This window comes from Agrococcus sp. AC640b, from assembly GCF_979255995.1.
This window is the reverse complement of record NZ_CEEDMM010000005.1, coordinates 1-23,053: the sequence shown is the minus strand read 5'-3', so window position 1 is coordinate 23,053 and position 23,053 is coordinate 1. Positions and strand designations below refer to the sequence as shown.

Sequence of the window (23,053 nt, the reverse complement as noted above, 5' to 3'; positions counted from 1 at the left end):
GTTACGCTGGCCGCATGCGCCTGAGACTGTCGCCGCGCGAGGCCAGGAGCCTCGCCGGATCGCTGCATCGCAGGGGTCCGACGCTCGCGGCGCTCGCGGAGGCCGCGGCCGCACGGTTCCGCAGCCGCACGGCATTCGTCGCCGGCGACGCATCGTGGTCGTTCGCCGACCTGTGGGCGCAGTCGGAGTCGCTCGCGGCGCACTGGTACCGGGATGTGCTCGAGCGTCGACGTCCGATCGTCGCCGCGTGCGAGGGGCCTGCGCTCGTGCTCTCGGTGCTCGCCGCCGGCCGGCTCGGCGTCGACGTGTGGCTCGCGAACCCGCGGCGCGACGCGCACCTGGAGCGCGTGATCCCTGCGGATGCGCTGGTCGTGCACCAGGGCGACCCGCTCGAGTGGCACGAGGGGCCCTCCATGCTGGCGAGGGACGTCGTCGAGCGTGCCGCGGAGCCTGCGGCGCCCATCGCGGGCACGCGCCGCGTGGGCAGGCTCGTGCTGATGACGACGGGCACGACGGGCCCGCCCTCTCCTCACGTCTCGCGGCCGTTCGGCGTCCGTGGGCTGCAGCAGCTCGAGGGCCTGCACTCGCGGGTCGGGATCGCGAGCAGCGACACCGTCCTCGGCTGCTCCCCCATGCATCACGGGCACGGCCTGCAGCTGCTGGCCGCGACGCTCCTCACGGGTGCGACGCTCGTCTCGTCGCCGTACACGCGTCCTGCGACACGGCTGCGACTCATGCGCGAGCGGGGCGCGACGATGCTGAGCGGCGTCCCGACCCAGCTGGAGCGGCTCGTGACGCACCTGGAGGAGTCCGGCGAGTCGGCGCCGTCGCTGCGACGCATCGTGTCGGGCTCGGAGCCGCTGCCGATCGACCTCGTCGAGCGCCTGCACGGCGCGTGGGGTCCGATCGTGATGAACGCGTACGGCATGACGGAGTCGGGCACCGTCACCGTCGCCTCCCCGACCGACGTCGTCGCGCATCCGGGCTCGGTGGGGCGCCCGCTGCCTGGCACGGAGGTCGGCATCGTCGGGCACCGCGTGGGCCGGGACGCGGAGGGCCGCATCTGGGTGCGTGGCGCGGGCCGCACGATCATCACCGACGATCGCGGTCGCATCGTGGGCGGCAGGCTCACGGTGCTCGGACGCATGCCCGACGGCCCCGATGCCCCGGACGGATGCTGAGATGGCGACGCCCGACTTCATCCTGCGACTGCGTGAGCACGTGGGCCACGAGATGCTGTGGCTCACGGGCACGACTGCCGTCATCCTCGACGGCGAGCGCGTGCTGCTCGTGCGCCGAGCCGACACGGGCGCCTGGACGCCGGTGACGGGCATCGTCGATCCCGGCGAGCATCCTGCGACGACCGCCGTGCGGGAGGCGGCAGAGGAGGCGGGCGTCGTCTGCGAGGTCGAGGCGCTCGTGCGGGTGCACGTGCTGCCGCCCACGACGTACGGCAACGGCGATCGCACGCAGTACCTCGACCACGTGTTCCGCTGCCGGCACGTCTCTGGCGAGGCGCATGTCGCCGACGACGAGTCGACCGACGTCGGCTGGTTCGCGCTCGACGCGCTCCCGGCCATGGACGACGACATGCTCGCGCGCATCGACGCCGCGGTGTCGGCCGACGGCACCGTGCGGCTGGCGTAGGCGGCGCCGGATGCCGGCCGAGCAGCAGAGCATCGTCTTCCACCCGCGGCACCGGGATGCGGTGCTCGCAGGCACGAAGACCGTCACGGTGCGGTGGGGCGAGACGATCGTGCCGGGGCCAGCGCTCGTGACGTTCGACGACGCGGGGAGCGAGATCGTCGAGGCGCACGTGCACGACGTCGAGCGCGTGGCGATCGCCGACCTCACCCCGGCCGCCGTGCACGAGACGGACGGCACCGACATGGTCGAGTACGTGCGGCTGCTGCGCACCCGCTACTACCCGCCCATGCCGGACGACGCCGTGCTCGACGTCGTCCGGCTCACGCTCGATCGGCGCGACGGCGCAGGATCGCGCCCCGTCTAGCGAGCGGCGCGCAGCGCAGGCACCGCGACGACCGCGGCGGCCGCCGCGAGCGCCGAGGCGACCATGAGCACGCCTGCCGGTCCGACGCTCGACAGCGCCGCACCCGCCACGACGGGGCCGACGAGCGCTCCGCCGTTGAGCGCGACGGTCGCGGATGCGCCGCCCAGCACGGGCGCGCCCGTCGCCTCCCGCACGATGCGGGCGATGAGCGCGGATCCGACGGCGAACGACGTCAGGCCGCCGAGCACCGCGAGCACGACGACCGCCCATGGGATGTCGACGGACGCGGCGAACGTCGCCCACACGATGGCGGTCGCGCACGTGCCTGCGCGGATCCACGCGCGCTCCCTGGCAGCGGCCCAGCGTCCCGCCGCGGCGACGCCGAGGAACGATCCGGCCCCGAACGCCGCGAGCAGCAGCGGGATCGTCGCGCCGTCGAGCCCGCTGCCCTCGCCGACGATGCCGAGGTAGGTGAACGCGCCGAACGTGCCCGCGTTCACGAGCACCGCGAGCACGATCGCGCCGAGCACGGGCCGACGTGCGAGGTCGGCGATCTCGGCCCCCAGGGCGAGCGCCGCTGGCGCGCCGCCCGCACGCAGGGACCGGTCGAGCAGCAGCCCGACGAGGGCGGGCACGCACAGCGCCGCCACCGCCCAGAACGTCGCGCGCCAGCCGAGGAGCTGCGCGAGCGCGGCGCCCATCGGCACGCCGACGATCGTCGCGAGCGTGATGCCGCCGAGCAGGATCGAGACGGCGCGGGTGACGACCGCTGCAGGCACGATGCGACGGACGGTCGAGAGCGCGATCGCGAGGAACCCCGCGTTCGCGAGCGCCGCGACGACGCGGGTGCCCACCAGGAGGGCGAACGAGTCGGCGAGCGCGCCGACCACGTGCACGGCGACGAACGCGAGCAGCAGCAGCACGAGCGCTCGACGAGCCGGCACTCGCGCGCCGAGCACCGCGGCGAGCGGCGCGCCCACCACCATGCCGGCCGCGAACGCGGAGGTCAGGGTGCCCGCGGCGGCAGCGGTGACGTGGAGGTCGGCGGCGATCGGCGCGAGCAGGCCGGCGAGCATGAACTCGCTCGTGCCCTGCGCGAACGCGGCGACGGCGAGGACGGGGATGAGGACGGGCATGGGTGCATCCAGACGTGCAGGGCCGCCGAGAGCCGCGATCGGCCCACGGGCGACGGAGGTGAGGAGGGTCGCTGAGGACCGGCGGCGCACGGCCACCGGGAGCGTCAGCGTCTGGATGCCTCTGGACTCACGTCGACGACCCTACCCGCGCCCGTCCCCACCGGGCCGGGGCTCGGCTCAGCCGACGAGCTGCTCGACGAAGACGTGGGGCGTGAAGCCCGTGAGGTCGTCGATGCCCTCGCCCTGCCCGATGAGCTTGATGGGGATGCCGGTGCGCTCCTGCACCGCGAGCACGAACCCGCCCTTCGCGCTGCCATCGAGCTTCGTGATCACGAGGCCCGTGACGCCTGCGTGCTCGATGAACGCCTGCGCCTGCACGACGCCGTTCTGCCCCGTCGTCGCGTCGAGCACGAGCAGCACCTCCGAGATGGGCGCCTGCTTCTCGACGACGCGGCGGATCTTGCCGAGCTCGTCCATGAGCCCGCCCTTCGTCTGCAGCCTGCCCGCGGTGTCGACGATGCACATCGCGATGCCGCCGGTCTTCGCCCGCTCGACGGTCTGGAACGCGACCGACGCGGGATCCTGCCCCTCGCGCTCGGGCCGCACGACCTCGACGCCGGCGCGCTGCGCCCACGTCGCGAGCTGCTCGACCGCGGCGGCGCGGAACGTGTCGGCCGCGCCGACGACGACCGACTGGCCGTGGCTCGCGAGCAGCCTGGCGAGCTTGCCGATCGTCGTCGTCTTGCCGACGCCGTTCACGCCGACGACGAGGATGACGGCGGGTCGCTCCTGCAGCGCCAGCGTGGGGTCGTAGGCGGCGAAGCGCTCCTCGAGCCGCTCGCGCAGCATGCGCTTGAGCTCACGAGGGTCGTCGACGAGCAGCCGCTCGACGTCGGCGCGCAACGCCTCGACGACCTGCTCGGCGATGTCGGGGCCGAAGTCGGCGGTGATGAGCGCCGTCTCGAGGTCATCCCATGTCTCGTCGGTGATGGTCTCGCGCTGGAACATCCCTCGGAGTGCATTCGAGATCGACCACCGCTGCGCCATGCCTCCATGCTAGGTCGTCGGCGCTGGGGACGACGCGCGCCGGGGGCGCGCGCGAGGCGCTACGATGAACGACGCGAAGGGGAGTATCCCGTCATCGCCGCGATTCGTCAGTACGGGCCCTGGGGCTCCGGTCGCGGCGGCGTGCATCAGCACGTGGGAGAGACGTTCGTGGCTCTGCTGCACCCTCTCGCCTCTCGAAAGGCTCGGAAGTGACCCCGTATCAGATCTTCGAGATCGTCTCGCTGACGCTCCTCGTCGTCATCCTCATCGCCGATCTGCTGATCGTCGTCAAGCGACCCCACGTGCCCTCCATGAAGGAGGCGACCGCCTGGGTCGTCCTGTACGTGTCGCTCGCGCTCGTCTTCGCAGGCGTGCTCCTCCTCATGGGCGACGCGCAGCACGCAGGCGAGTTCGTCACGGGCTGGCTGCTCGAGTACTCGCTGTCGATCGACAACCTGTTCGTCTTCATCATCATCCTCAGCCGCTTCTCGGTGCCGAGGGAGATGCAGCAGCGGGTGCTCATGATCGGCATCCTCATCGCCATCGTGCTGCGAGGCATCTTCATCCTCGTCGGCGTGCAGCTCGTCGAGCAGCTGTCGTGGGTCTTCTACATCTTCGGCGCCTACCTCGTGTACGTCGCGTGGAAGCAGGCCTTCGGCGGCGAGGACGACGCCGGCGAGAAGGACAACCTCGTCACGCGTCTGCTCAAGAAGCGCGTCAACGTCACCGACACGTGGAACGGCGGCAAGGCCACGATCACGCAGGACGGCGTGAAGTACGTGACGCCGTTCCTGCTCGTGATCGTCGCGCTCGGCACGACCGACCTGCTGTTCGCGATCGACTCGATCCCCGCGATCTTCTCGGTGACGACCGACCCGTTCCTCGTCTTCGCGTGCAACATCTTCGCCCTCATGGGTCTGCGCCAGCTGTACTTCCTGCTCGGCGGCCTGCTCGACCGCCTCGTGTACCTGCACTACGGCATCGCGGCGATCCTCGGCTTCATCGGCGTGAAGCTCGTCTTCCACGCCATGGAGGCGAACGAGCTGCCGTTCATCAACGGCGGCCAGCCGATCGAATGGGTGCCCCACATCGAGACGTGGCACTCGCTGCTCGTCATCCTCGTGTCGATGGTCGTCTCGGTCGTCGCGTCGCTCATCAAGCTGCGCATCGACGCTCGCAAGACGGGCGACAGGAGCCTGCACCTCGGCCCGTCGGAGGCCGAGCTCGGCACCGATGGCCACTTCCACATCGTCGACGCGCAGGGCTCGTCGTTCGCGCGTCCGCTCACGATCGAGCCGCGCACGCAGGGCCTCATGGTCGTGGATGCGGAGGGCAAGCAGGCTCCCATCACCGACTTCGACCGCGAGGTGCTGCGGGAGGCGGCGGTGGAGGACATGCCCGAGCCCGCCCGCGATGCGATCCGCGACGACGCACGGGCCGAGTTCGAGGCGCACGAGCGCGCGCAGGCGGGCGACGCCGCCGACGCGGCGGTCGACGACGGGCCCGACGCCCGCCGATGACGCCGATCGTCCGATGACGCACGGGCTCGATCCCGCGCCGATCCTCGCGTGGCTCGCGCCGCGTGCGATCGACGGGATCGAGCTCGTGAGCGCATCGGGCTACCGACGCACCCTCAGGACGCCGAGCGGCGTCGTCGTGGCCTCCGCCACGGTCGACGCCCGCTCGGCGTCTGGCGTGCGTGCAGCAGGCGGCCCAGTCGCGGAGGCGGCGATGGCGGCCGCGTTCGCCGTCGACGTCGATGCGGCCGAGGCGGATGCGCGGCTCGCGTGGGTCGCTGCCAGGCACGCGCTGCCCGCGCTCGCCGCATCGATCGCCGACGCGCCCCTGCTGCGGGCGCCAGGCTGCACGGACGCGCACGAGATGGTCTACCGCGCCATCGTCGGGCAGCAGATCTCCGTCGCGGCCGCGACGGGCCAGCTGCGGCTGCTCGCGACGCTCGGCGATGCGCTGCTCGAGCCTGCCAAGGGGCTGACGCGCGTCTTCCCCACCGACGCGCAGGTGGCCGCGGGCGCGGTCGACGTGCTGCGCGGACCGCGCGCGAAGTCCGACACCGTCGAGCGCGTCGCGCGCGCGTTCGACGACGACGCGCTCGAGGTCGCACGCGACGTCGACCTGGAGCGGATGCGCGCGCAGCTCCTCGCGCACACGGGCATCGGGCCGTGGACGGCCGGCTACGTCTCGCTGCGGCTCGGCGATCCCGACGTGCTGCTGCTGGGCGACTCCGCGGTGCGCGCAGGCGCTCGCCGCCTCGGCATCGCCGACCTGCCAGCCGTCGCCGCCGACGCCGCGCCGTGGCGCACGCACCTCATGCTGCACTGCTGGCGGGCAGCCTGAGCATCGAGCGCGCGACGCCTAGGGTGGGCGCGTGACGACGATCGCGGCGAGGCTGGCAGGCACGACCGGCCGCGCCGTGCCGATGCCGCGCTTGCGTGCCCGCGTCGGCGGTCGCCTCGTGATCGTCACGGGTGCCTCGCGCGGCGTCGGCGCGGCCGTCGCGTGCGTGCTCGGCGCAGCGGGTGCCCACGTCGTGCTCGTCGCTCGCGATGCGGCGGCGCTCGAGCGCTCGGCATCGGCCGTGCGCGCGGCGGGCGGCACCGCCGAGACCCTGTCGCTCGACCTGCGCGACCCCGACGCGACCGACGCTGCAGCACGTGCGCTCGCCGCGCGCTCCCCCGCGCTGCTCGTGTCGAACGCGGGCCACAGCATCCGCCGCAGCATCGCCGACTCGCGCGATCGCGCGCACGACATGCGCAGGCTCGCAGGCGTCAACCTGCTGGGACCCGTCGCGCTCGCGCTGCCGATCGTCGACGCGATGGCATGCGAGCGCGACGGGCATCTCGTGCACGTCGGGTCGGCGTCGAGCGTGCTGCCCACGCCGGGCTGGGCGGCGTACACGGCGTCGAAGGCGGGCATGGAGGCGTGGCTCGCGTCGGCCGCGCCCGAGCTGCGCAGGGCGGGCGTCGCGGTGACGAGCGTCCGGCTGCCGCTCGTGCGCACCGCGATGAGCGCGCCGACGATCGCAGGGTCTCCAGCACCGAGCATGAGCGCGCAGGAGGCGGCGAGTCGCGTGCTGTGCGCGGTCGTCGAGCGTCCACGGCTCGTCGCACCGTGGTGGTCGCGCGTCGCGGGCACCGCCGTCGGGCTCGCGCCCGTCGCGGCGGAGCGCGTCGCGGAGCGGCTCGGCACGCGGTAGCCGGCGCACCGGGGCCCCGATGCACGAGCGTCAGACGCTGCGCGCCGCGCCGTTCGTCTCGATCGCATCGGGCGTCCGCGGCCGGTGCACGAGCGTCACGAGCACGACCGAGATGATCATGAGCAGGAACCACGACACGACCTTCTGCGGCGACACCGGCTCCCACCCGTCGACCTGGTTCGGGTACGTCCATGCGCCGACGGCGGTGCCGACGTTCTCGGCGATCCAGATGCACGCGGCGACGCCGAGGAAGGGCACGAGCAGCGGCCACCGCCACACGCGCACGTGCACGCGGAAGTGCATGACGGTGCGTGCCCACAGCAGCACGACCGCGGCGAGCAGCACCCAGCGCGCATCCCACACGAAGTGGTGCGTGTAGAAGTTCGCGTAGATCGCCGCTGCGACCACGACCGTCGCCCACAGCGGCGGGTACCGCGTGAAGCGCAGGTCGAACATGCGCATCGAGCGCACCATGTACGAGCCGACGGCCGCGTACATGAAGCCCGAGAACAGCGGCACGGCGGCGATCCGCAGCACGCCGTCCTCCGCATACGTCCACGACCCCACGTCGGTCTTGAACAGCTCCATGATCGTGCCGACGACATGGAACAGCACGACGACCCACAGCTCGCGCACCGTCTCGAGCCGCGCGACGAGCATCGCGACCTGGATGCCGACGGCGATGAGCACGAGCGCGTCGTTCGGCGCGACGGCCGCGTCGGCTGGCCACCACAGGCGCACGGCGACGATCGCGACGAGGATGAGGAAGCCGAACACGCACGCCCAGGCCTGCTTGAGCACGAAGACGACCGCGTCGACCGCCCACGGGCGCCACCGCCCCGAGCCTCGCGAGAGCACGGCGTTGGCACGGTCGTCGATCCATCGCTCGACGGCCGTGAACTCGCGCCGCCCGGCGGCGGCGACGACGCCGGTGTCGTCAGCCACGCGTCGAGGCCGTGACCGTGAAGGTGGCGTCACGGTGCACCTGCCTCGTCGCACCGACGGCGCGCTCGAGCGCCTGCCGGTAGCGCAGGTGACCGTTCCACACGCACCACAGCTCGCCGCCGGGCCGCAGCACGCGTGCAGCAGCGTCGAACATGCGATGCGCGAGTCCCGTGTGCACGGCGGCGTCGGCGTGGAACGGCGGGTTCAGCAGCACGAGGTCGATGGATGCATCGGGCACCGAGGCCGCCGCGTCGTCGCGCAGCGTCGTCACGGTCGCCCCGTTCGCCGCGGCGGTGAGCGCCGTGGATCGCACCGCCGCTGCGGAGCGATCGGTCGCGAGCACGCGCGCGTCCGGCTGCGCGAGCGCGATCGCCGTCGCGAGCATGCCGGAGCCGCAGCCGAGGTCGAGCACGGCATCCGCCACGGGCATGACGTCGATGCGCTCGAGCAGCAGACGCGTGCCGCGGTCGACGGTCGCACCCGCGAAGACGCCGCCGTGCGCGACGACCGTGAGCCCGACGTCGTCGTGCCGTGCGGTGCGTGGCCAGCCGGGAGCCTCGCCGAGGCCTGCGACGCGGCGACCGGTCGCGTGGAGCACGCGCGCCTTGCGGCTGGCGAGCGTCGCGGTCACGTCGGCGAGGTGGCGTTCGAGCACGGCGTTCTGCGTGCGCGTCATGTGCTTGACGCGGCCGCCTGCGACGACGTGCACGTCGGCCGCGGCGTGCGCGGCGACGAGGCCCGCGATCTCGTCGAGGGCGTCGAGCGACCTCGGCAGCTGCAGCAGCACGAGCGTCGCGCCCTCGACGAGGGATGCGCCCAGGGCATGGTGCGCGAAGCCCGCGATGCCGAGGCGCTCGGCGTTCGCGTCGAGCGCGCGCTCGCCGGTGATCGCATCCTGATGCACGCGCACGTGCGCGGCACCTGCGTCGAGCGCGCTCAGCGTCAGCGCACCGTGGCGGTCGCCGATCACGACGACGTCGCGGCCCGCGATCCGGTCGCCGGCCTCGGCGAGCACGAGCGCGTCGGCGCTGTCGTGCGCCACGAGGTCGGGCGACTCGACGTCGGGCCAGCGGCGCAGGGCGTCGAGGTCGAGCATCCCTCCAGCGTAGGCGTCGGACGCTGCGCGTAGCGTCGTGCGCATGGATGAGATCGAGGTGGCTCGCGTGCTGCGCGAGCGGGTGCGCGGCACGGTCACGACGGCAGACGATGCCGCGTGGGGGCTCGCGCATCGCGCGTGGGCGCTCGCGGTCGAGCAGCGGCCCGTCGCGGTCGTCGAGCCCGTCGATGTCGACGACGTCGTGGCCGTGCTCGCCGTCGCGCGCGCGACGGGGACGACGGTCGCGGTGCAGCCGACGGGCCACGGCGCGGTCGACGCGCTCGAGGGTGCGATCGTGCTGCGCATGGGTGCGTTCGTCGACGTCGACGTCGACGTCCAGCGCCGTGTCGCCCGTGTCGGAGCCGGGGTGCTCGTCGGCGACTTCCTCGCAGCGCTCGACGGCACGGGGCTCGTCGGCCCGTCGGGCTCGAGCCGCATCGTGTCGGTCGCTGGGCTCGTGCTCGGCGGCGGGCACGGATGGTTCGCGCGCCTCGGCGGGCTCGGCGATCAGTGGCTGCGTCGCGCGCACGTCGTGCTGCCCGACGGCACGGCGACCTGGATCGACGACGCGCACGAGGCGCTGCGCCTGCTGCGCGGCGCGGGCGGCCTCGTGGCGATCGTCACCGGGCTCGAGCTCGAGCTGGTGCCCGTCGCCGACCTGCGCGGCGGCTCCATCGACGTGCCCATCGAGGCGTCGGCAGCGGTGCTGCGCGCCGCTGGCGACCTCGTCGACGCGGACGCGGGCGTCGCCCTGTCGATCGCGCTGCTCGCGATGCCCGACTCCCCCGCGCTGCCCGAGGCGATCCGCGGTCGCAGCTGGTGCAGCGCGCACGTGGTGCTCGCCGACGTCGACGCGGCCGTGCTCGCACCCCTGCGCGCCGTGGCCGAGCCGCTGCGCGACGACGTCGCCCCCATCGAGCCCGGCGCGCTGCACACGATCGCGAACGATCCGGAGGCCCCCGGGGCGGCCGCGGGCTGGTCGGCGTTCGTGCCTCGTCTCGACGATGCGGCGATCGACGCGCTCGTCGCCGCGCGCGCGGATCCCGCGCTCGCGCCGGTCGTAGCGATCGAGGTGCGGCTGCTCGGCGGCGCGCAGGCCACGCGACCCACGATCGTGCCGACGCCCGACGAGCCGTGGCTGCTGTACGCCGTGGCCCCCTTCCCGCCAGGCGGCGATGGCGAGGCGCAGCGCGCGGCCGTCGCGAGCCTGGCGGACCGTCTCGCCTCGGTCACGAACGACCGCACGCTGCCGACCTTCCTCGGTGGCGGCGACCTCGCGCGAGCACTGCAGCCCGACGCGGTCGCCGCGGTGCGTGCGTGGCGCAGCGAGCACGGCGCCGACGTGCTGCACCCCAGTCGCCTGCCTTCCTGACGAGCGATCGCGAGCAGCGCCGACGAACGAGTCGCGACGACGGTTGTGTGGTGCGGTCGGGCTCTGGCGACGACGATGGCGGCAGGAGGTCACCAATGTCGAAGCCGTCCACCAGCATCGTCGTCGCCATCGCCGCGACGCTCGTCCTCGTCGGCTGCGCGCAGGCCGACGTCGACGGCGTCCCAGGGACGAGCCCGGACTCGACCCAGCCCGGCGCAGGATCACCAGCGCCCACCGACGACCTCGGCACCCTGCCGACGCCCATCCCGATCGGCGAGGTGCTCGGTCAGGGCACGGTGCTGGACGACGGCGGCGGACCGGCGCTGTGCCTCGGCGCGATCGCCGAGTCGTACCCGCCGCAATGCTCCGGCCTGCCGCTGGACGGCTGGGACTGGGGTGTCGTCGACGGCTGGGAGGAGGCCTCGGGCGTGCGCTGGGGCTCGTACGCCGTGCAGGGAACGTTCGACGGCGAGCGCTTCGCGATCGTCGGCGAGCCTGTGCTGCTCGCGCTGTACGACCCGATGCCCATCGACGAGGAGCCGCGCGCGCCGGGCACGACCTCGCAGGCCGACCTGGAGCGCATCCACGACGAGCTCGCCCAGGCGCTCGGCGATGCGATGCTCACGAGCCGAGCCGAGGAGGGCAGGCTCGACGTGACGGTCGTCTACGACGACGGCACGCTGCAGGAGCACCTCGACGACGCGTACGGCGATGCCGACGTGCACGTCGTGAGCGCCCTCCGCGACGTCGCGCCGTGACGACGCCGACTCGCGACGAAGGGCGTCAGCTGCCCTCGCCGCGGCCCGTCTCGTCCTGCAGGCGGTCGATGTGCTCCGACGCCTCGGCCTTCGTGAGGTCGGCGGGGATCTGCTCGCCCGCCTCGCGCGCGAGCGTGTCGAGGTAGCTGCGCTGCGGAGCGGTCATGGGCTCCTCGCCGGTGGCCCAGTCGCTCGGGTCCTTGACCGCGGAGTCCTGCGGGTCGGTGGCCCCGAGCATCTCGGTGGGCTGCTCGGGCTGCTCGTTCGATGCGGGCATCTGCTGATCGGTCATGCGACGACGCTACGACGCACCACCGACGTCGCGCGCGCCCTTGCGCTGCGCGCTCGCGCCGTTCGCTACGACGCCTGCTCGTCGTCGGCCTCGCGCCGCGTGCGCTGGCCGACGACGGCCGAGACGCCGTCCTGCCGCATCGAGACGCCGTAGAGCGCATCGGCGATCTCCATCGTGCGCTTCTGGTGCGTGATGACGATGAGCTGGCTCGTCTGACGCAGCTGCTCGAAGATCTGCAGCAGCCTGCCGAGGTTCGCGTCGTCGAGGGCCGCCTCCACCTCGTCCATGATGTAGAACGGGCTCGGCCTCGCCTTGAAGATCGCGACCATGAGCGCGACGGCAGCGAGCGAGCGCTCGCCGCCGGACAGCAGCGACAGCCGGTCGATCTTCTTGCCTGCCGGCCGCACCGTCACCTCGATGCCCGTCTCGAGCATGTCGTCGGGGTCGGTGAGGGCGAGGCTGCCGGAGCCGCCGGGGAACAGCACGGGGAAGATCTCGGCGAAGGCCGCCTTCGTGTCCTCGAAGGCGCTCGAGAAGATGCCCTCCATGCGCTCGTCGAGGTCGGCGATGATCTGCTCGAGATCCTTGCGGGTGGTCGCGAGGTCGGCGAGCTGCTCGGTGAGGAACCCGTGCCGCTGCTCGAGCGCCGCGTACTCCTCGAGCGCGAGCGGGTTGACGCGTCCGAGACGGGCGAGCTTGCGCTCCGCGTCGGCGAGCGCGCGCTGCCACGTCGGCCGGTCGAAGTCGTCGCCCGGTCCGTGCTCGGCGACGAGCACCTCCTCGTCGACGCCGAGCTCGGCCGCGGCGCGCTCGATGAGGGTCGACAGGTGGAGGCGCTGCTCGTACGTCTCCATCTCGAGGCCGTGCACGCGCTCGGTGAGGGCGTGGAGGCGGTCGCGCAGCTCGGTCTCCTGCCTGCGCAGCCCTCCGAGGGCCTCGGAGTTCTCGCGACGGGCGCTCTCGCGCTCCGCGAGCCGCAGCCTCGCCTCCGACAGCGACCGATCGACGGCCTCGAGCACGGGCGGCAGCGCCGCCGAGACGCGCTGGGCCGCAGCGCGTTGCCGCTCGCGGACGACCGCGCGCCTGGCAGCCTCCTCGGCTGCCTGACGCTGCGCCACCATCTCGCGTTCGAGGCTCGCGGCGCGGTCGCGCTCGACGCGCACGCGCTCCCTCGCGGTCTCGAGCTCGATGCGCAGCTCGGTCTCCATGCCGCGCTCGGCCTCGAGCTCCTCGACGAGCCCATCGCGCGCCGAGGCGTCGAGGATGGGGCGCGGCGTCTGCTGGAAGTCCGACAGGCGTCGCTCGGCCGCGTCGAGCGCGGCACCTGCCTCCGCGAGACCGACCTGCGCCTCCGCCACCGCAGCCTGCGCTCGCTCGTGCTCGGCACCGGCCGCCTCGAGCCTCGCCCGCACGCGCGAGCGCTCCTCGCCGCGTGCAGCCGACTCCGCGTCGTGCGCGCGCAGTGCCTCGAGCGCCTCCTGCGCCTCGCGTCTGCCGACCTGCAGCGCATGGCGCCGGTCGTCGACGACGCCGGCCTCGCGCTCCATCTCCGCGCTGAGCGCCTCGAGCCGCTCGAGCGCACCGTCGCGCTCTGCGATGAGCTCGAGCCGCGACGCGGCGTCCTTCGAGCCGCCCTGCACGAGGTGCTCGGTCATGACGTCGCCGTCGCGCGTGACGAGGGTGATGGGCGCGCCAAGCTCGAGGTCTGCGATCCGTGGTCCCGCCGCGGTCGCCGCGGCGAGGTCGTCGACGATGAACGTGAAGGCCAGGATGCCCAGCACGCCTCCGGGAGCGTCGACGACGGCGGGTGCGTGCGTCACGCCCTCGATGTCCTGCACGTCGGGTCGCATGGGCCTGGCGTGGGCGACGATGACGTCGACGCGACCGTGGCCGCCGTCGCGCGCATGCTCCACGGCTGCGATGGCGGCGTCTCGCGTCGACGCGAGCAGCGCCTCCCCCAGGGTGCCCAGCGCTGCTGCGATCGCCGCCTCGAACCCTGCGCGCACCCGCACGTGCTCGGCGGCGAGGCCGTCGATGCCGTCGAGCCCCGCTCGCGAGAGGGCCGCGGATGCGCTCTGCGCGTCGAGCGCGAGCGACAGCGCGGTCGACCTCGCGGCGAGCGACTCGCGCTCGCGCTCGCGCGCGTGCAGCGCCTCGCGCGCACCCTCGAGCGCCGCCTGCAGGCCCGAGACGGCCTCGTCGGCGGCGCGCCAGGCGGTGCTGAGCGTCTCGGCGTCGCCCGCCTCGACCTCGTCGGGCCGCAGCGCGTCGACGGCATGCTGCGCCTGGGTCAGCCGCGCCTGCGCGTTCGCGAGCGCCTCGCCGCGTCGCTCGACGTCGGCGCTGCGCGCCGCGCGCGTCGAGGCGGCGACCTCGACGCGCGAGCGGTGCGCGGCGAGCTCGAGGTCGTGCTTCGACACGAGTGCCGACTGCCGCGCGATCTCCTCGTCGAGCGCGTCGAGCGACGCGCGAGCGAGGGCGACCTTCGCCGCCTGGCTGCCGAGGCCGCGCTCGCCGTCGGCGACGCGCTCGACGAGCGCCTCCGCCTCCGCACGCACCGCCGCGACCTGGTCGGCCGTCACGAGCCGCGACGCGTCCGCCTGCTCCACGGGCTCGCCCAGCAGGGCGAGCCGCTGGTTCGCGAGCGTCGACAGCGACTGGAGCCGCGCGCGCTCGCGCTCGATGCCGTGCACCGTCTGCCGCGCGCGGTCGACGTCGTCGCCGACCATCGTCTCCTCGATGCGCGCCGCCCGCATGCGTGCCTGGTCGAGCTGCTCCTGCAGCACGATCCGCTCGCTCTTGCGCTCCGACTCGCTGCGCGCCGCGTCCGAGAGCGCAGCACGCAGCCGCACGACCTCGTCGGCGATGAGGCGTGCCTTCGCCTCGCGCACGGCGGCCTGGATCGCCTGCGCCTCCTTGGCGATCTCCGCCTGCTGCCCCAGCGGCCTCAGCTGCCTGCGCAGCTCGCCTGCGAGATCCGACAGGCGCGTGAGGTTCTGCTGCATCGCGTCGAGCTTGCGGAGGGTCTTCTCCTTGCGCCGGCGATGCTTGAGGATGCCGGCCGCCTCCTCGAGGTAGCCGCGTCGGTCGGTGGGGCTCGACGCGAGCAGCGCGTCGAGCTGGCCCTGCCCGACGATGACGTGCATCTCGCGACCGAGGCCGGAGTCCGACAGCAGCTCCTGCACGTCGAGCAGGCGGCACGACTCGCCGTTGATGGCGTACTCGCTGCCGCCGTTGCGGAACAGCGTGCGCGAGATCTGCACCTCGGCGTACTCGATGGGCAGGGCGCCGTCGGCGTTGTCGATCGTCAGCTCGACGTGCGCGCGCGACAGCGGGCCCGTCGTCGCGGTGCCCGCGAAGATGACGTCCTCCATCTTCCCGCCGCGCAGCGTCTTCGCCCCCTGCTCGCCCATGACCCACGCGAGCGCGTCGACGACGTTCGACTTGCCGGAGCCGTTGGGGCCGACGACGGCGGTGACGCCGGGCTCGAACCGGAACGTCGTCGCGCGCGCGAAGGACTTGAAGCCCTTGACGTCGAGGCTCTTGAGGTACACGCGGCTCCCGGTCGGCTGGATCGGATCCCACGGTAGCGACACTCGGGCGTGTTGCCGCGGAGGCGGGCCGCGGCTACGCTGCAAGGCTGCCCTGCGACAGGTGGCGAGAGGACATCCCACCCATGCACATCGAGATCGGCGAGCTCGCGCTGCCCGCGACCGCCGCGGAGCCCGGCGAGCGTGGCGACACCTTCCGCCTCCACCACGCCTTCGCCGAGCGAGTCTCGGCGCATCGCTACGCGCCAGGCTTCTTCGACCCCTCGCCCGACGAGCTGCTGGCCGGATGGGCGTCGTCGCCGACCGAACGGCACGTCCGTCTCGCCGCGAGCATCGACGGGCGACTCGTTGGCGCGTCGAACCTCTGGCTCCCCATGTCGGAGTCGACCGACGTGCTCGACTTCGGCACCGCTGCGGAGCCATCGCTCGACGAGGCCACGGCACGTGCCGTGCACGCCGCGCTCGTGGAGCGCGTGCTCGCGGTGGCTGCAGCCGAGGGGCGTCGCACGATCATGGGCGGCTCCCCTGGCTCGGCGACGGGCGAGCGCGTCGCGACGACCGGCTTCGGCGCCGCCGATCCGAACGACCCGGAGGCGGCACCGCTCATCGCGGCGGGCTTCGCCTTGGAGCAGGTCTACCGCGTCAGCGTGCTCGACCTCGACGCGGTCGACGACCTCCACGCCCGCCTGGATGCGGCGCGCCGACGCTCGGCCGGCTACGACGTCATCGCGTGGGAGGGCGAGACGCCCGCCGCGCACCGCGAGGCGATGCGGCGCCTGCACGAGCGCATGTCGACCGACGCTCCCGTGGGAGGCCTCGCGCTCGAGCCCGAGACCTGGAGCGACGAGCGCCTCGCGCAGTTCGAGCAGCAGAAGGCCGCAGCGGGCAGGACGATCCGCACCGTCGCCGCACGCGACGGCGAGGGCACGCTCGTGGGCTTCTCGACGCTGTTCGCAGGCACGGGCGACGTCGCACGCCAGCACGACACGCTCGTGCTGCGCGAGCACCGCGGCCACGGCCTCGGCATGCTGCTGAAGCTCGCGAACCTCGTCGAGCTCGACCGGCACCATCGGCAGCATCGCCGCGTCAGCACCTGGAACGCCGAGGAGAACCGGCCCATGCTCGCCACGAACGAGGCCGTGGGCTTCGCACCGATCGCCTACGAGGCGGTCTGGCAGCGCGCCCCGCAGCAGCAGGCCACGCGGGAGGACGCCCGATGACGACGATCGAGGTCCGCGAGATCGCCGTGCCCGCGGCGCACGACGACGGCACGGACGCGTGGGCGACGTTCGCCGAGATGGTCGCGGTGCGCAACGCCGTCATCGCGCATGCGTGGGATGGCGACACGACGCATGGGATCACGACGCAGGAGGCGTTCGGCACGGCGTCGAGCCAGGAGGACGAGCGGCTCGTCTACCTCGGCGGATGGCTCGACGGGCGCCTCGTCGCACGCGGCTACGTGCAGCTGTCGCGGCGCGAGGCGCTGCACATCGCCGACGTCGACGTGCTCGTGCTGCCCGAGGCGCGGCGCCTGGGCGTCGGCACGGCCGTGTGGCGCGAGATCGAGCGGATCCTCGAGGGCGACGGCCGGACGACCGTGCAGGCGTGGGTCGACCACCGATCCGGCGACGGCCCCACGATCTCGGCCCCCACGGGCTTCGGCAGCGTGCCCGCCGACTCGCCGGAGGTGGCCTTCCTCCTTCGGCACGGCTTCGTGCTCGAGCAGGTCGAGCGCATGAGCGAGCTGCGGCTCGACGACGCGATCGGCGAGCTCGAGCGCCTGCGCGATGCCGCGCTCCCCCACGCTCGCGACTACGCGATCCGCACGTGGACGGGTCGGACGCCGCCCGAGCTGCTCGCGCAGCTCGCGGTGCTGCATCAGCGCATGTCGACCGATGCGCCCGCTGCCGGCCTCGACCACGAGGAGGAGGACTGGGATGCGGGACGCGTCGAGCGGGTCGAGGACGTCGAGGAGCGTCGCGGCCGCGACATGCTGCGCGCCGTCGCGATCCACGAGGCGACCGGCGAGCTCGTGGCGTTCACGACCCTCGTGGTCGCCAGCGGCGATCGGCCCGTCTACCAGCACGACACGCTCGTGCACGCCGACCATCGCGGCCACCGCCTCGGCATGCTCGTGAAGGTCGCGAACCTGCTCGCGCTCGCGGACCGCATCCCGCGCGGGGCACGCGTGCTGACGTGGAACGCCGAGGAGAATCGGCCGATGCTCGGCGTGAACGAGGCGCTCGGCTTCACGGCGATCGCCTACGAGGGCGCGTGGCAGCTCGTGCGCGAGGGATAGCGTCGAGGCCATGACCTCGACCGAGCACGCCCCGCCCGTCTCGCCGACCATCGCGGCCGACCTGCGCGAGGCGGTGACGAGCGGCCGCACCCGATCGGTCGCGTGGCGTCGTGCGCAGCTCGACGGCGTCGTGCGCATGCTGACGCAGAACCTCACGCTGTGGGAGCGCGCGCTCGCCGCCGACCTGGGCAAGAGCGCCGACGAGACGCATGTGAGCGAGGTGGCGCTCGTGCTCGACGAGGCGCGGCATGCACGTGCGAACGTCGGCAAGTGGATGCGCAGGCGGCACGTGCTCGCGCCGCTCGCGCTGCAGCCCGCGCTCGCACACGCGCGTGCGGAGCCGCTGGGCGTCGCGCTCGTCATCGCGCCGTGGAACTATCCGCTGCAGCTGCAGCTCGCGCCCGTCGTCGGCGCGCTCGCCGCCGGCGACGCCGTCGTCATGAAGCCGAGCGAGCTCGCGCCCGCCACGGCGGCGCTGCTGGCCGACCTCGCGCCCGCCTACCTCGACGACCGCGCCGTCCGCGTCGTCACGGGCGGCGCCGACGTCGCATCCGCGCTGCTCGATCAGCGATGGGACCACATCTTCTACACGGGAGGCGAGCGCGTGGCGCGCATCGTCGCGGAGGCGGCCGCGAGGCACCTGACGCCGACGGTGCTCGAGCTCGGTGGGGCATGCCCGGTGTGGGTCGACCGCACCGCCGACCTCGCCGTCGCGGCGCGGCGCATCGTGTGGGCGAAGCTGCTGAACGCCGGCCAGACGTGCATCGCACCCAACCATGTGTTCGTCGACGCCTCGGTGCGCGACGCCCTCGTCGTCGAGCTGCGCGCGGCGCTCGCCGAGCAGCACCCGGACCCGCGCACCTCGCCCGACTACGGACGCATGGTGTCGACGGCGCACCTCGATCGCGTCGCCGAGCGTCTCGGCGACGGCACGGCGATCGTCGGCGGCGACGTCGACCGCGACGCGCGATACATGGCGCCGACGCTGCTCGCCGACGTCGCACCCGACGCCGCCGCCGTCACCGAGGAGACGTTCGGGCCCATCCTGCCCATCGTGCCGCTCGAGGGCGTCGGCGCGTTCGTCGCGCTGCAGCGGGAACGGCCGAAGCCGCTCGCGCTGTACGCGTTCGCAGGCGACCGTCGCGTGCTCGACCGGCTGGAGCGCGAGACGACGTCGGGCGCGTTCGGCCGCAACGTCGCCGTCGCGCACGTCATGGTGCGCGGGCTGCCGTTCGGCGGCGTGGGCGCGAGCGGCCACGGTGCGTATCACGGGCGGCGCACGTTCGACCTGTTCAGCCACGAGAAGGCCGTGCTGTCGAAGCCGACGAGGCCCGAGACGCTCTCGCTCGTCTTCCCGCCGATCACCGAGGGCAAGCGGGAGATCATCCGCCGTCTGCTGCTGCGCTGAGCCGGCCGCTACGCCGACGCGGCCTCCGCGAGGCCGCGCGGCCGGCGCTGGCAGCGCGGGCACCGGTACGACGAGCGGTTCGCCCACGACTCGCGCACGATGAGGGTGCCGCAGCGCGCGCACGGCCTGCCGGCCTGCCCGTACGCCTGCAGGCTGCGCGAGAAGTAGCCCGACTCGCCGTTGACGTTGACGTACTGCGCGTCGAACGACGTGCCGCCCTCGGTGAGGGCACGCAACAGCACGCCCTGCACCTCGGCGAGCAGCTCGCGGGCGCGAGCACGCGTGAGCCGCTCGGCGGGCGTGAGGAAGTGCAGCCTCGCCCGCCACAGCGCCTCGTCGGCGTAGATGTTGCCGATGCCGGACACGAGCGTCTGGTCGAGCAGCGCCGCCTTCACGCCCTGGCGGCGCCGACGGAGCCTCGCGACGACCGCATCGACGTCGAAGTCGGGATGCAGCGGATCGAGCGCGATGTGCGCGGCGTGGTCGGGCACGCCGTCGACGAGCGGCCGCACCGACATGGAGCCGAAGATGCGCTGGTCGGCGAAGTGCACCGCGAGCGTCCCGTGCAGCGGATGCTCGAGCAGCAGCCGCACGCGCGTGTGGCGCTCGAGGGGGCTGCCGGGCTCGCGCAGCAGCACCTGGCCGGACATGCCCAGGTGGATCGACAGGGCGCGATCGTCGTCGAGCGGCACCCAGAGGAACTTGCCCCGCCGCTGCGGCACCCGCATTGTGCGGCCGAGCAGCGTCGCCTCGAAGTCGCGCGGGCCCGCGTCGTGGCGGGCGACCGAGCGCACGTCGAGCACCTCGACGCCTGCGACGACGGCACCGTCGACGGCGGGCGCGAGCCCGAGGCGCACGACCTCGACCTCAGGCAGCTCGGGCACGCTCGGCGTCCCGTCAGCGCTGCTCGACGGCGTGCAGCTGCGTCCACGCCGTCAACGCGGCCGCCATCTCGGCGACCTTCTTGCTCGTGCCCTCGCCCGTCGCGATCGGCTCGCCATCCATGTGCACGGTCGCGGTGAAGATGCGTGCGTGGTCGGGGCCGGCGGCGTCGACGGTGTACTCCGGGCTGCCGCGCTCGAGCCGTGCGGCGAGCTCCTGCAGATGCGTCTTCGGGTCGAGCGCCGCGCCGGAGCGCTCGGGGTCGTCGAGCAGCGGTCCGACGAGGCGCAGCACGAGCGCCGCGGACGCCTCATGGCCGAGCGCGAGGAACGCGGCACCGAAGATCGCCTCGAGCGCGTCGGCGAGGATCGACGACTTGTCGCGACCGCCCGTGGTCTCCTCGCCGCGACCGAGCAGCAGATGCTGGCCGAGCCCGATCCGGCGGGCGACGTCGGCGAGCGCAACGGTGGAGACGACGCCTGCGCGACGCTTCGCGAGCTCACCCTCCGACTCGTCGGGGTGACGGGTGAAGAGCTCGATCGTGATCGCCTGACCGAGGATCGTGTCGCCGAGGAACTCGAGTCGCTCGTTCGTCGGCAGACCGCCGTGCTCGAACGCGTACGACCGATGCGTCAGGGCCAACGCCAACAGCTCGGGGTCGATGTCGACCCCGAGCTGGGCGTGCAGATCGGCGTGGGCGACCACGCGATCATGCGTCATCAGACGTCGGCGACCTTGCGGCCCTTGTACTCCATGAAGAGCGCCGTGCCTGCCGAGTCCTCGACCACGCGTGCGCGGTGCGGGAGGCTGTAGACCGTGCGGCCGTTCTCGACCGTCTTGACCAGCGTGGGGACCTGGGCCTTCCACTGCGAACGGCGCGAGTGCGTCCTCGAACGCGACTTCTTCCGCTTGGGAACTGCCATGGCTACTCCTTCTCAGGCGCGCGCGTCTGCGCGGCCTCGTCGTCATCGAGGAGTCCGGCCAAGGCAGCCCATCTCGGGTCGAGCTGCTCGGGCGGACTCCATTCCGTCCCAGGCGCACGTCGCTCCCCCGTGGTGGGGTCGAGACCTGCGCAGTCTGGCTGGTCGACGGGATTGAACGGCAGTGCCAGCACCACCGCATCCCGGACGACCGGCTCCAGGTCGATGGCGTCATCGACCACCTGGAACTCGGAATCCTCCGAGCGATCATACGCGAACAGCTCGACGAAGTCGACTTCGACAGGCAGTCGGAAGCTGCGGAGGCATCGCGAGCACTCGGCGTCGGCCGTGAGGGTCGCGGAGCCGGTGGCGAGGATGCCCTCGTGCACGCTCTCGAGACGCACGTCGACCTCGACGGGCTCGGACGGGCCGATGACGACGAGTCCTTCCCCGACGCGGTCGCCGAAGACCATCTCGAGCTCGTGCTCGCGCATCTGCCCCGGCTTGCCCCTGAGATCCCGGATGCCGACCTGGAAGGGCGTTGCATGTCCAGACACCCCTCCAGTGTACGAACTCGTGCGCTCTCACCCGAATCACGCCACGCGGCATGCGAGGATGCGCGCATGAGAGCGTCGAGCCTGCGCGCCGCCGTGCCGGTCGCGCTCGTCGGATGGCTCGTGTGCGTCGAGCTCGTCAGCGGCATGCTGCAGGGCTACTACGTGACGATCTCCACCGAGATCGCCAGGCATCTCGACATCGTCGACGCCGACCTGAACTGGTTCGAGGCGGGCCAGCTGCTGCTGTCGGCGCTCGCCGTGCCGGTGCTCGCGAAGCTCGGCGACATGCACGGGCATCGGAAGGTGCTGCTGGGCTCGACGATCGTCGTCGCTGGCGCCAGCTGGTGGATGGCGTTCGCTGGCGACTTCTGGAGCTACCTCATCGCGTTCTCGCTGCAGGGCGTCTACGCGGTGTGGCTGCCGCTCGAGATCGCGCTCATCTTCGACCGCGGCCGCCGCACCGGCCGCGCCGCGTCCGAGACGCGACGCGCGGCGGGCCTGCTGGTCGTGGGGCTCGAGACGGGTGCGATCCTCGGCGCGCTCGGCGCGGCTCGCGCGCATGCGGCGTTCGGCGAGGCGATGGTGCCGACGCTGCTCGTGCCCGCCGTGTTCGTGACGCTGCTGCTGCCTGCCATCTGGTTCGGCGTGCCCGAGTCCGAGCCGTTGCCGGGCAGATCGCTCGATGCCGTCGGGTTCTCGCTGCTGGCGCTCGCGCTGCTCACCGTCACCTCCGGGCTCACGTTCCTGCGCCTCGCCGAGCCCGGCAACCTGCTGCCGTGGCTGCTGGTCGCCGGCGGCATCCTGCTCGTGCTGCCCTTCGGCCGCTGGGTGCTGCGGCGGCCGGATCCCGCGATCGACCTCCGTGTGCTGCGTCGACCGGAGATGTGGCCCGTGCAGCTCACCGCGGGGCTCGTGGGCGTGAGCCTGCTGGGCGCGCAGACGCCGCTCGCGACCTACGCGGGCACCGATCCGGACGCGGTCGGCTACGGCCTCGGCCTCGACGCGAGCGGACGCTCGATCGTCATCGGCGTGTACCTGCTCGCCCTCATCGTCGGTGCCGTGCTGCTCGCGGCGCTGTCGCGTCGCATTCGTCCGCGGCTGCTGCTCATCGCGGCGGCGCTGCTCGTGGGCGTCGGCTACCTCGCGCTCGTCGTCTTCCACGACACCCTGCTCGAGGTGCTCGCGTGCCTCGTGGTCGCAGGAGTCGGATGCGGTGCCCTCGTCGGCGCGATGCCCGCAGCGGCAGCGGCTGCCGCGCCGCGCGGGCAGACGGGGGTCGCGACGGCGCTCACGAACACGACGAAGACGATCGGCGGATCGTTCGCGTCGTCGATCTTCGCGATCGTGCTCGCCGCGGGCGCCGTCGGCACGGCGGCGAGCATCGGCGGCTACGTCACCGTCTGGGTCGTGTGCGGCGTGACGGCCCTCGTCGCCGCCGCCGCGCTCGTGGCCGTGCCGAGGCTCGCGTTCGCCGACCCGGAGCCGGTCGCCGACGCCGCGCAGGAGCCGCCGGCGGCGAGCCCAGCCCGCTGACCGGGGTCGCGGCCCCGCCCTGCCCGCCGACC

The 23,053-nt window shown here is 73.2% G+C and carries 21 protein-coding genes and 1 pseudogene; 12 read left to right on the top strand and 10 right to left on the bottom strand.

Going from position 1 to position 23,053, the window contains the following annotated elements; genetic code table 11:
* Nucleotides 1-14: 14 nt before the first annotated feature.
* From ACZ6H8_RS03090 to ACZ6H8_RS03080, 3 genes are read left to right on the top strand one after another with little or no spacing between them, the layout of a single operon-like run.
* Nucleotides 15-1,181, top strand: coding sequence for a class I adenylate-forming enzyme family protein (locus ACZ6H8_RS03090; protein ID WP_464144334.1), 1,167 nt, complete (start codon nt 15-17; stop codon nt 1,179-1,181).
* Nucleotide 1,182: 1 nt separating this feature from the next.
* The gene (locus ACZ6H8_RS03085; protein ID WP_464144332.1) at nt 1,183-1,647 is read left to right on the top strand and encodes an NUDIX hydrolase; all 465 of its coding nucleotides are present in this window, start codon (nt 1,183-1,185) and stop codon (nt 1,645-1,647) included.
* Between the two features lie 10 nt (nt 1,648-1,657).
* A complete protein-coding gene (locus ACZ6H8_RS03080) occupies nt 1,658-2,011 on the top strand; it encodes an ASCH domain-containing protein (RefSeq protein ID WP_464144330.1) in 354 nt (117 codons plus the stop codon).
* On the opposite strand, the gene ACZ6H8_RS03075 is transcribed toward ACZ6H8_RS03080, so the two are convergent.
* The gene (locus tag ACZ6H8_RS03075; RefSeq protein ID WP_464144329.1) at nt 2,008-3,147 is read right to left on the bottom strand and encodes an MFS transporter; all 1,140 of its coding nucleotides are present in this window, start codon (nt 3,145-3,147) and stop codon (nt 2,008-2,010) included. The genes ACZ6H8_RS03080 and ACZ6H8_RS03075 overlap by 4 nt on opposite strands.
* A gap of 177 nt (nt 3,148-3,324) precedes the next feature.
* Nucleotides 3,325-4,194 (bottom strand): signal recognition particle-docking protein FtsY, encoded by an 870-nt coding sequence (ftsY, locus tag ACZ6H8_RS03070; protein ID WP_464144326.1) that lies wholly within the window; start codon nt 4,192-4,194, stop codon nt 3,325-3,327.
* Between the two features lie 209 nt (nt 4,195-4,403).
* Here ftsY and ACZ6H8_RS03065 point away from each other — a divergent pair.
* The 3 genes and pseudogenes from ACZ6H8_RS03065 to ACZ6H8_RS03055 form a co-directional block, all read left to right on the top strand.
* Nucleotides 4,404-5,366: pseudogene (locus ACZ6H8_RS03065) on the top strand (TerC/Alx family metal homeostasis membrane protein); the annotation flags it as partial.
* A gap of 361 nt (nt 5,367-5,727) precedes the next feature.
* Nucleotides 5,728-6,549, top strand: coding sequence for a DNA-3-methyladenine glycosylase 2 (locus ACZ6H8_RS03060; RefSeq protein WP_464144323.1), 822 nt, complete (start codon nt 5,728-5,730; stop codon nt 6,547-6,549).
* Nucleotides 6,550-6,580: 31 nt separating this feature from the next.
* On the top strand, nt 6,581-7,408 hold the full coding sequence (locus tag ACZ6H8_RS03055) for an SDR family NAD(P)-dependent oxidoreductase (protein ID WP_464144321.1): 828 nt from the start codon (nt 6,581-6,583) through the stop codon (nt 7,406-7,408).
* Between the two features lie 30 nt (nt 7,409-7,438).
* Here the strand turns inward: ACZ6H8_RS03055 and ACZ6H8_RS03050 are convergent, their stop codons facing one another.
* Nucleotides 7,439-8,353 carry a DUF817 domain-containing protein gene (locus ACZ6H8_RS03050; RefSeq protein WP_464144319.1) on the bottom strand — a complete coding sequence of 305 codons (915 nt, stop codon included), beginning with the start codon at nt 8,351-8,353 and terminating at the stop codon, nt 7,439-7,441.
* Entirely contained in the window at nt 8,346-9,449 is a 1,104-nt protein-coding gene (locus ACZ6H8_RS03045; protein WP_464144316.1) for a class I SAM-dependent methyltransferase, read from the bottom strand. The genes ACZ6H8_RS03050 and ACZ6H8_RS03045 overlap by 8 nt, the downstream gene beginning before the upstream one ends.
* Before the next feature lie 43 nt (nt 9,450-9,492).
* Here ACZ6H8_RS03045 and ACZ6H8_RS03040 point away from each other — a divergent pair, with 43 nt between their 5' ends.
* Nucleotides 9,493-10,821, top strand: coding sequence for an FAD-binding oxidoreductase (locus tag ACZ6H8_RS03040; RefSeq protein ID WP_464144314.1), 1,329 nt, complete (start codon nt 9,493-9,495; stop codon nt 10,819-10,821).
* A gap of 95 nt (nt 10,822-10,916) precedes the next feature.
* Nucleotides 10,917-11,579 (top strand): hypothetical protein, encoded by a 663-nt coding sequence (locus ACZ6H8_RS03035; RefSeq protein WP_464144313.1) that lies wholly within the window; start codon nt 10,917-10,919, stop codon nt 11,577-11,579.
* A gap of 25 nt (nt 11,580-11,604) precedes the next feature.
* Here the strand turns inward: ACZ6H8_RS03035 and ACZ6H8_RS03030 are convergent, their stop codons facing one another.
* Nucleotides 11,605-11,871, bottom strand: coding sequence for a DUF3072 domain-containing protein (locus tag ACZ6H8_RS03030; RefSeq protein ID WP_464144309.1), 267 nt, complete (start codon nt 11,869-11,871; stop codon nt 11,605-11,607).
* Between the two features lie 65 nt (nt 11,872-11,936).
* Nucleotides 11,937-15,425: a chromosome segregation protein SMC gene (gene smc / locus ACZ6H8_RS03025; RefSeq protein WP_464144307.1), complete on the bottom strand. Its 3,489-nt coding sequence runs from the start codon at nt 15,423-15,425 to the stop codon at nt 11,937-11,939.
* Between the two features lie 122 nt (nt 15,426-15,547).
* Between smc and ACZ6H8_RS03020 the strand changes: the two genes are divergently transcribed.
* Genes ACZ6H8_RS03020 through ACZ6H8_RS03010 form a run of 3 tightly spaced genes read left to right on the top strand, consistent with a single transcriptional unit; the run spans nt 15,548 to nt 19,129 of the window.
* Complete coding sequence (locus tag ACZ6H8_RS03020) at nt 15,548-16,642, top strand: GNAT family N-acetyltransferase (protein ID WP_464144303.1); 1,095 nt, start codon at nt 15,548-15,550, stop codon at nt 16,640-16,642.
* A complete protein-coding gene (locus ACZ6H8_RS03015; RefSeq protein ID WP_464144301.1) occupies nt 16,639-17,721 on the top strand; it encodes a GNAT family N-acetyltransferase in 1,083 nt (360 codons plus the stop codon). The genes ACZ6H8_RS03020 and ACZ6H8_RS03015 overlap by 4 nt, the downstream gene beginning before the upstream one ends.
* Nucleotides 17,722-17,731: 10 nt before the next feature.
* Nucleotides 17,732-19,129, top strand: a complete 1,398-nt coding sequence (locus ACZ6H8_RS03010; protein WP_464144299.1) for an aldehyde dehydrogenase family protein — start codon at nt 17,732-17,734, stop codon at nt 19,127-19,129.
* An 8-nt stretch (nt 19,130-19,137) separates the two neighbouring features.
* On the opposite strand, the gene mutM is transcribed toward ACZ6H8_RS03010, so the two are convergent.
* Genes mutM through ACZ6H8_RS02990 form a run of 4 tightly spaced genes read right to left on the bottom strand, consistent with a single transcriptional unit; the run spans nt 19,138 to nt 21,488 of the window.
* A complete protein-coding gene (gene mutM, locus ACZ6H8_RS03005; RefSeq protein WP_464144296.1) occupies nt 19,138-20,013 on the bottom strand; it encodes a bifunctional DNA-formamidopyrimidine glycosylase/DNA-(apurinic or apyrimidinic site) lyase in 876 nt (291 codons plus the stop codon).
* A 13-nt stretch (nt 20,014-20,026) separates the two neighbouring features.
* Nucleotides 20,027-20,731 (bottom strand): ribonuclease III, encoded by a 705-nt coding sequence (gene rnc / locus ACZ6H8_RS03000; protein ID WP_464144295.1) that lies wholly within the window; start codon nt 20,729-20,731, stop codon nt 20,027-20,029.
* The gene (gene rpmF, locus ACZ6H8_RS02995) at nt 20,731-20,934 is read right to left on the bottom strand and encodes a 50S ribosomal protein L32 (RefSeq protein ID WP_464144293.1); all 204 of its coding nucleotides are present in this window, start codon (nt 20,932-20,934) and stop codon (nt 20,731-20,733) included. Before rpmF ends, rnc begins: the two co-directional genes overlap by 1 nt.
* Before the next feature lie 2 nt (nt 20,935-20,936).
* Nucleotides 20,937-21,488: a YceD family protein gene (locus ACZ6H8_RS02990; protein WP_464144292.1), complete on the bottom strand. Its 552-nt coding sequence runs from the start codon at nt 21,486-21,488 to the stop codon at nt 20,937-20,939.
* 66 nt (nt 21,489-21,554) lie between these two features.
* On the opposite strand from ACZ6H8_RS02990, the gene ACZ6H8_RS02985 reads away from it, so the two are divergent.
* On the top strand, nt 21,555-23,021 hold the full coding sequence (locus ACZ6H8_RS02985) for an MFS transporter (RefSeq protein ID WP_464144291.1): 1,467 nt from the start codon (nt 21,555-21,557) through the stop codon (nt 23,019-23,021).
* The last annotated feature ends 32 nt before the right edge of the window (nt 23,022-23,053 follow it).

Excerpts from the sequence above, each read along its gene's own strand:
- ACZ6H8_RS03090 (WP_464144334.1), top strand. The coding sequence starts at position 15 with ATGCGCCTGAGACTGTCGCCGCGCGAGGCCAGGAGCCTCGCCGGATCG.
- ACZ6H8_RS03085 (WP_464144332.1), top strand. The coding sequence starts at position 1,183 with ATGGCGACGCCCGACTTCATCCTGCGACTGCGTGAGCACGTGGGCCAC.
- ACZ6H8_RS03080 (WP_464144330.1), top strand. The coding sequence starts at position 1,658 with ATGCCGGCCGAGCAGCAGAGCATCGTCTTCCACCCGCGGCACCGGGAT.
- ACZ6H8_RS03075 (WP_464144329.1), bottom strand. The coding sequence starts at position 3,147 with ATGCCCGTCCTCATCCCCGTCCTCGCCGTCGCCGCGTTCGCGCAGGGC.
- ftsY (WP_464144326.1), bottom strand. The coding sequence starts at position 4,194 with ATGGCGCAGCGGTGGTCGATCTCGAATGCACTCCGAGGGATGTTCCAG.
- ACZ6H8_RS03060 (WP_464144323.1), top strand. The coding sequence starts at position 5,728 with ATGACGCACGGGCTCGATCCCGCGCCGATCCTCGCGTGGCTCGCGCCG.
- ACZ6H8_RS03045 (WP_464144316.1), bottom strand. The coding sequence starts at position 9,449 with ATGCTCGACCTCGACGCCCTGCGCCGCTGGCCCGACGTCGAGTCGCCC.
- ACZ6H8_RS03040 (WP_464144314.1), top strand. The coding sequence starts at position 9,493 with ATGGATGAGATCGAGGTGGCTCGCGTGCTGCGCGAGCGGGTGCGCGGC.
- ACZ6H8_RS03035 (WP_464144313.1), top strand. The coding sequence starts at position 10,917 with ATGTCGAAGCCGTCCACCAGCATCGTCGTCGCCATCGCCGCGACGCTC.
- ACZ6H8_RS03030 (WP_464144309.1), bottom strand. The coding sequence starts at position 11,871 with ATGACCGATCAGCAGATGCCCGCATCGAACGAGCAGCCCGAGCAGCCC.
- ACZ6H8_RS03020 (WP_464144303.1), top strand. The coding sequence starts at position 15,548 with ATGCACATCGAGATCGGCGAGCTCGCGCTGCCCGCGACCGCCGCGGAG.
- ACZ6H8_RS03015 (WP_464144301.1), top strand. The coding sequence starts at position 16,639 with ATGACGACGATCGAGGTCCGCGAGATCGCCGTGCCCGCGGCGCACGAC.
- ACZ6H8_RS03010 (WP_464144299.1), top strand. The coding sequence starts at position 17,732 with ATGACCTCGACCGAGCACGCCCCGCCCGTCTCGCCGACCATCGCGGCC.
- rnc (WP_464144295.1), bottom strand. The coding sequence starts at position 20,731 with ATGACGCATGATCGCGTGGTCGCCCACGCCGATCTGCACGCCCAGCTC.
- rpmF (WP_464144293.1), bottom strand. The coding sequence starts at position 20,934 with ATGGCAGTTCCCAAGCGGAAGAAGTCGCGTTCGAGGACGCACTCGCGC.
- ACZ6H8_RS02985 (WP_464144291.1), top strand. The coding sequence starts at position 21,555 with ATGAGAGCGTCGAGCCTGCGCGCCGCCGTGCCGGTCGCGCTCGTCGGA.